Source organism: Pseudomonas sp. I8001 (assembly GCF_013385345.1).
In the GTDB taxonomy this organism is placed as follows: Bacteria; Pseudomonadota; Gammaproteobacteria; order Pseudomonadales; family Pseudomonadaceae; genus Aquipseudomonas.
In genome coordinates, this window is sequence record NZ_JACAQC010000029.1 from 25,197 (window position 1) to 31,422 (window position 6,226).

A 6,226-nucleotide genomic window follows, 5' to 3' on the forward strand; every position below is an offset into this window, starting at 1 on the left:
AAGAGCGGAACCCATATCAGCCGTTACTAAAAAAACGGATATGTACTCCGAGCCAAAAGCCGGACCAACTTCAACGTCTTCTGTGGTCACTTATGGAAAAGTCAAAGCTTCGCAAAACAGGAATGGCCCTGGCCCTGGCAATCGCCGCCGCCCTGACCATCTACACCGTGCAGGCCCCCGCAGACGCGCCGCAATACCTGACCGCCACCGCCGAGCGCAGTGACATCGAAAACGCCGTCCTGGCCACCGGCCTGCTCGAAGGCGTCAAGCAGGTCGATGTCGGCGCCCAGGTTTCCGGCCAACTCAAATCCCTGAAGGTCAAGGTCGGCGACAAGGTCAAGAAGGGCCAATGGCTGGCCGAAATCGACCCGTTGATCCTGCAGAACACCCTGCGCAAAGCCCAGGTCGACGAAGAAAACCTCCAGGCCCAACGCCGCGCCACCGCCGCGCAACTCAAGGAAACCAAATCCGTCTACGAACGCTATCAGGGCCTGCAAGAGGACGAATCCGTGTCCCGCCAGGACTTCGAAACCGCCGAGTCCAATTACGAGGTACAGCGCGCCAACCTGATGTCCCTCGACGCCCAGATCAAAAGCGCCCACATCCAGATCGACACCGCCAAGATCAACCTGGCCTACACCCGCATCGTCGCGCCAATCGACGGCGATGTAGTGGGCATCGTCACCCAGGAAGGCCAGACCGTGATCGCCAGCCAACTGGCACCGGTGCTGCTCAAACTCGCCGACCTGGACACCATGACCGTCAAGGCCCAGGTCTCCGAAGCGGACGTGATCCACATCAGTCCGGGCCAGCAGGTGTATTTCACCATCCTCGGCGAGGCCGACAAACGCTACTACGCCAAATTGCGCGGTACCGAACCTGCCCCGCAGAATTTCCTCGAAACCCAGACCGCCGGCACCCCCAAGCAAAACACCGCGGTGTTCTACAATGCGCTGTTCGACGTACCCAACCCCGACCACCGCCTGCGCATCGCCATGACCGCCCAGGTGCGCATCGTGCTCGACACCGCCAAGGCCGCACTGACCGTGCCGGTGGCCGCACTCGGCCCGCGCAATGCCGATGGCAGTTTCCCGGTGCGGGTGCTGGACGCCAAGGGCAAGGCCAACACGCGGCAGGTGCAGACGGGCATCAACAACAACGTCAAGGTGCAGATCCTCGATGGCCTGGCCGAAGGCGACAAGGTGGTGATCGGCGACCCATCGCCTGCCGTGGCGGGGGGCTGATTGATGACTCAGCCACTGCTGGAGCTTAAAGGCATCGTGCGCAGTTTCATGGCCGGTGACCGCGAATTCATTGCGCTCAAGGGCATCGACCTGACCATCCACGCCGGGGAAATGGTCGCGATCACCGGGGCCTCGGGTTCGGGTAAATCCACCCTGATGAACATCCTCGGTGGCCTCGACTACGCCACCGCCGGCAGCTACAAGATCAATGGCATCGAAACCCGCACCCTGGGGGATGAGCAACTGGCCGAGCTGCGCCGCGACTACTTCGGTTTTATCTTTCAGCGTTACCACTTGCTCGCGCACCTGAGCGCGTTGCACAACGTGGAAATGCCCGCGATTTATGCCGGTACGCCGGAAACCGCCAGGCATAGCCGCGCCGGTGAATTGCTGGCACGCCTGGGGTTGTCGGGGCATTTGACCCATCGCCCGAGCCAGCTGTCCGGCGGCCAGCAACAGCGCGTGAGTATCGCCCGGGCCTTGATGAACGGCGGCGAAGTGATCCTCGCCGACGAACCCACCGGCGCCCTCGATACCCACAGCGGCAAGGAGGTGATGCGCATCCTGGCCGAGCTGCACGCCGCCGGGCACACGGTGATCATCGTTACCCACGACCCGAAAGTCGCGGCCAATGCCCAGCGGATCATTGAGGTGCGCGATGGCGAGATTGTCAGTGATCGCGCCAATCAGAGTGTCGGCCTCGACCTGCCCACCGAAGCGCCCATCGAGCCCAAGCGCAGCGGTGCGCGCAAGTTGGTGGCCAGCCTCGGGCTGTTCAAGGAGGCCTTCAACATGGCCTGGGTCGCGCTGATTTCCCATCGCATGCGCACCTTGCTGACCATGCTCGGCATCGTCATCGGCATCACCTCGGTGGTATCGATCTCGGCCATCGGCGAAGGCGCCAAGCGCTATGTGCTCAAGGACATCCAGGCCATTGGCAGTAACACCATTGATATCTTTCCCGGCAAGAGTTTTGGTGACAGCCGTGCGTCAGCCATCGAGACGTTGTTGCCGTCGGATGTGGATGCGCTGAACCAGCTGTATTACGTCGACAGCGCCACGCCGGTGGTGGGGCGCAACCTATTGCTGCGTTACGGCAATATCGACCTGGACGCCCAGGTCAATGGGGTCAGCGATCGCTATTTCCAGGTCAAGGGCCTGAAGCTCGAAGCCGGAATTACCTTCAGCGAAAGCGACGCCCGGCGCCAGGCCCAGGTGGTGGTGATCGACCACAACGCGCGCCATCGACTGTTCGCGCCCGGCGTGGATCCGCTGGGTCAGGTGATCCTGGTGGGCAACCTGCCCTGTACGGTGATCGGGGTGACGGCCGACAACAAAAACATGTTCGCCGCCAGCAAGGCGTTGAACGTGTGGGTGCCGTACGAGACGGCAGCGGGGCGGCTGTTGGGCCAGCGTCATCTGGACAGCATCACGGTGCGCATCAAGGACGGCCAGCCGAGCAAGGTGGTGGAAGAGAACGTCACCAAGCTGATGTTGCAACGTCACGGCACCAAGGACTTCTTTACCAACAACCTCGACAGCATCATGCAGACGGTGCAGAAAACCAGCCGTTCCCTGGCGTTGCTGCTGTCGTTGATTGCAGTGATTTCGTTGCTGGTGGGCGGCATCGGGGTGATGAATATCATGCTGGTGTCGGTGACCGAACGCACCCGCGAAATCGGGATTCGCATGGCAGTGGGCGCGCGGCAATCGGATATTCGCCAACAGTTCCTGGTGGAAGCGGTGATGGTCTGCCTGATTGGCGGGATGATCGGCATCTCGCTGTCATTCGCCATCGGCTATCTGTTTTCGTTGTTTGTGAAAGAGTGGGAAATGGTGTTTTCCCTGGGCTCGGTAGTGACGGCGTTTGCGTGTTCAACGTTGATCGGGATTGTGTTCGGGTTTGTGCCGGCGCGGAATGCGGCGCGGTTGGATCCGATTGAAGCCCTGGCCCGGGATTAGGCCGGGCAGAGATCAAAAAATGTGGGAGCGGGCTTGCTCGCGAATGCGGTGGATCAGTCACACATGTATTGACTGACACTGCGCATTCGCGAGCAAGCCCGCTCCCACATTTGTTCCTCGGTGTTCTAGAGAGTGGCGTTTTCTTCTGTGGAATACATCCACCGCATCAACGAATGCCGGCCACTGATGCCCATCTTGATCGCAGCCCGCTTGAGGTAGCTCTCGATGGTATTGACCTTCAGTGCCAACTGCTCCGCCAGTTCCGGTGCGGTACGCCCGGCCAGCAGCCCCACGCACACCTCAAGCTCCCGGCTGGACAGGGCCAGCCCCGATTGCGCGAGGCGCTCTTCAAAGCGCCGGCGCAAGGTGTCGATGCCTTGTTGCTGCGGCGCTTCGCTGTCCGGACCGCTGGGTTGCAGGGCGCTGATGTGTTTTTCAACCATCGGCAGCAGCAGGGAGGAGAAGTCTTGCAGGATGATCCGCTCCTGCTGGGAAAAACTTTCGCAGGGGTTGGAGCGATACACCGACAGCACGTAGCTGACGTCATCCTTGCGCCGGGTCAGGTGCAGTTGGGCGGCGGCCTGGGCCTCTTCCTGCCCTGGCAGCGGGTCGGTGTACACCGGGCTGACCCCCGTCATTCGCGAACTGCCTGCCTTGCGCGGTGAACTCACAGGCATTTGCGTGATGTGCGTGGCGTCGACCGCCAGTTGGGTGAGGATCAGGTCGTGCAGCATGCGCGGGAAATGTCGGCTGCCGGTGCTGGCGATGACTTTGCCAATGTGGGGGAACAGGTGTGAGTTCATCATTTCATCCATGAGTTTCAATGAGGGCGGCGTACAGGGCAGTGATCTCCATGACTGCCGCCTCGTATGCTAGTACAGGCTTTCGCAAACGGGCCAATGAATGGATCAAATTTTTTGCGGTGCAGGGCGCAACGGGAGAAGCCCGACCTTTTCAGGCCGGGCTATTGATAAACGTCGCGCCTGCCTGTGAATTTACTTCAAGCGTGATGAACGTTGTGTTGCACCGCCCGGGATTTCGGCTTTACGGCACAGGCCTCCAGGGCTTGGGCAACGTCGGCCAGCAGGTCGGCGACATCCTCAAGGCCCGCCGAGAGTCGCACCAGCCCTTCGGAAATCCCGTGGTGGGCGCGCTGCTCCGGGGTGTAGGTGGAATGGGTCATGCTGGCCGGGTGCTGGGCCAGTGACTCGGCGTCCCCCAGGCTCACGGCTCGGGTGAACAGCTTGAGGGCGTTCATGAAGCGTCGGCCCATGTCGATGCCGCCCTTGAGTTCAAACGCGATCATGCCGCCGGATTGTTTCATCTGCCGCGCGGCCAGTTCGTATTGGGGGAAGGAGCGCAGGCCGGGGTAGGTCACCCATTCCACCAGGGGATGGGCCTGCAAGGCTTCGGCGATGGCCAGGGCGTTGCTGCAATGGCGGTCCATGCGCAGGGCCAGGGTCTTGAGGCCGCGCATCAGCAGGGCGGCGTCCTGGGGTGACATCACCGCACCGGTCAGGTCCTTGAGCCCTTGCAGGCGAATGCGCTGGGCCAGGGCCTGGCTGCTGACGGCGATGCCGGCGGTGATATCGCCGTGGCCACTGAGGTATTTGGTGGCCGAGTGCACCACCACGTCGGCGCCCATTTCCAGCGGGCGTTGCAGGTAGGGCGTGCAGTAGGTGTTGTCCACCACCACGGTGATCCCGGGTTGCCGGTGGGCGATCTCGGCGACGGCGGCGATGTCCACCAGTTGCAGGTTGGGGTTGGCCGGGGTTTCGAAGTAGATCATGCGCGTGGCCGGGTTGATGGCCTCGCTCAGGGCGTTCAGGTCGGTGAGGTCGACGTGGCGCACCTTGATGCCGAATTCGCCGATGCCGTGGTGCAGCAGGGCGAAGGTGCAGCCGTAGAGGGTCTGGCTGACGATGATTTCATCACCTGGGCGCAGCAGGGTCCAGAACGTCGCGGCAATTGCGCCCATGCCGGAGCTGAAGGCGACGGCGGCTTCGCCGTTTTCCAGGGTGGCCATGCGCGATTCCAGCAGGGCCAGGGTGGGGTTGGAGATGCGGGTGTAGAAGTGTCCGCTCTCTTCGCCGGCGAAGCAGGCGGCTCCGTATTCGGCGGTGGGGAAGGCGAAGGTTGCCGTCAGGTAGATGGGCGGCACGAGGGCGCCGTGGTGGTCCTGGGGGTCATAGCCGTGGTGGATGGCGCGGGTGGAAAAGCCGAACGTGTTGTGTTTATTTTTCATGGTCGGACGCTCCTTATTTCCTACAATGCTATGCTTATAACGGCGGCCGAACGTTCCATAGTTTGCTGGGAAAGGCCGGTAGATTGGGATGAAAAACAATAAAAACGACGTTTTGAGGCAAGATATGCCCATGCATCTGGATCGGACTGACAAGGCACTTTTAAACGCCTTGCAGGGTAATGCGCGGTTGACGGTGGCGGAGTTGGCGGAGCGGGTGTCGCTGACCACTTCGCCGTGTTGGCGGCGGGTGAAGAACCTTGAGGACAGCGGGGTGATCGGCGGTTATCAGGCGATCCTGTCGCCCAAGGCGCTGGGGTATGGGGTGACGGCGTTTGTCAGCATCATGATGGATACGCACTCCCGGGAAGTTGCCCGGGCGTTTGAGCAAAGGTTGCTGGAGATTCCCGAGATTGTGGCGTGTCATAACGTTTCGGGGCGGTATGATTTTTTGTTGGAAGTGGTGGCGAAGGATCTGGAGTCGTTTGGAGAGTTTGCGCGGGAGGTGTTGCAGGGGTTGCCGTGTGTTAAGGAGATTTACTCGAGTTTTTCTTATAAGTCGGTGCGGCCGTTGCGGGTGATTCCTTTGCCGGAGTGATGGTGTGCATATCCGTTATTTGGGTAACGGCTGCTTATGGTTTCGCTCTTACAGCGAGTCACTTTGCAAAAGCGGCAAAGTAACCAAAGCGCTCTGCCCCGCCTGTCGGCACCTCGCCTAGGCTCGGTGTTCCCTCACTCCGGCATTACTCCGCGGGCCGCCGCGACGGGCCATCCATGG

The 6,226-nt window shown here is 61.2% G+C and carries 5 protein-coding genes; 3 read left to right on the forward strand and 2 right to left on the reverse strand.

The window, feature by feature from the left end; all coding sequences use genetic code 11:
- Nucleotides 1-92: 92 nt before the first annotated feature.
- Nucleotides 93-1,244 (forward strand): macrolide transporter subunit MacA, encoded by a 1,152-nt coding sequence (gene macA / locus HX839_RS19890; protein WP_032898521.1) that lies wholly within the window; start codon nucleotides 93-95, stop codon nucleotides 1,242-1,244.
- 3 nt (nucleotides 1,245-1,247) lie between these two features.
- A complete protein-coding gene (locus HX839_RS19895; protein WP_003212489.1) occupies nucleotides 1,248-3,206 on the forward strand; it encodes a MacB family efflux pump subunit in 1,959 nt (652 codons plus the stop codon).
- Between the two features lie 125 nt (nucleotides 3,207-3,331).
- Here the strand turns inward: HX839_RS19895 and HX839_RS19900 are convergent, their stop codons facing one another.
- On the reverse strand, nucleotides 3,332-4,021 hold the full coding sequence (locus HX839_RS19900; protein ID WP_177067579.1) for a helix-turn-helix transcriptional regulator: 690 nt from the start codon (nucleotides 4,019-4,021) through the stop codon (nucleotides 3,332-3,334).
- Nucleotides 4,022-4,206: 185 nt separating this feature from the next.
- Complete coding sequence (locus HX839_RS19905) at nucleotides 4,207-5,451, reverse strand: methionine gamma-lyase (protein ID WP_177020135.1); 1,245 nt, start codon at nucleotides 5,449-5,451, stop codon at nucleotides 4,207-4,209.
- A 124-nt stretch (nucleotides 5,452-5,575) separates the two neighbouring features.
- Between HX839_RS19905 and HX839_RS19910 the strand changes: the two genes are divergently transcribed.
- Complete coding sequence (locus HX839_RS19910; protein WP_008430161.1) at nucleotides 5,576-6,046, forward strand: Lrp/AsnC family transcriptional regulator; 471 nt, start codon at nucleotides 5,576-5,578, stop codon at nucleotides 6,044-6,046.
- Nucleotides 6,047-6,226: the final 180 nt, after the last annotated feature.

What these genes read in the sequence shown, in the direction of transcription:
- HX839_RS19900 (WP_177067579.1), bottom strand. Translation starts at nt 4,021, where the DNA reads ATGGATGAAATGATGAACTCACACCTGTTCCCCCACATTGGCAAAGTC.
- HX839_RS19895 (WP_003212489.1), top strand. Translation starts at nt 1,248, where the DNA reads ATGACTCAGCCACTGCTGGAGCTTAAAGGCATCGTGCGCAGTTTCATG.
- macA (WP_032898521.1), top strand. Translation starts at nt 93, where the DNA reads ATGGAAAAGTCAAAGCTTCGCAAAACAGGAATGGCCCTGGCCCTGGCA.
- HX839_RS19905 (WP_177020135.1), bottom strand. Translation starts at nt 5,451, where the DNA reads ATGAAAAATAAACACAACACGTTCGGCTTTTCCACCCGCGCCATCCAC.
- HX839_RS19910 (WP_008430161.1), top strand. Translation starts at nt 5,576, where the DNA reads ATGCCCATGCATCTGGATCGGACTGACAAGGCACTTTTAAACGCCTTG.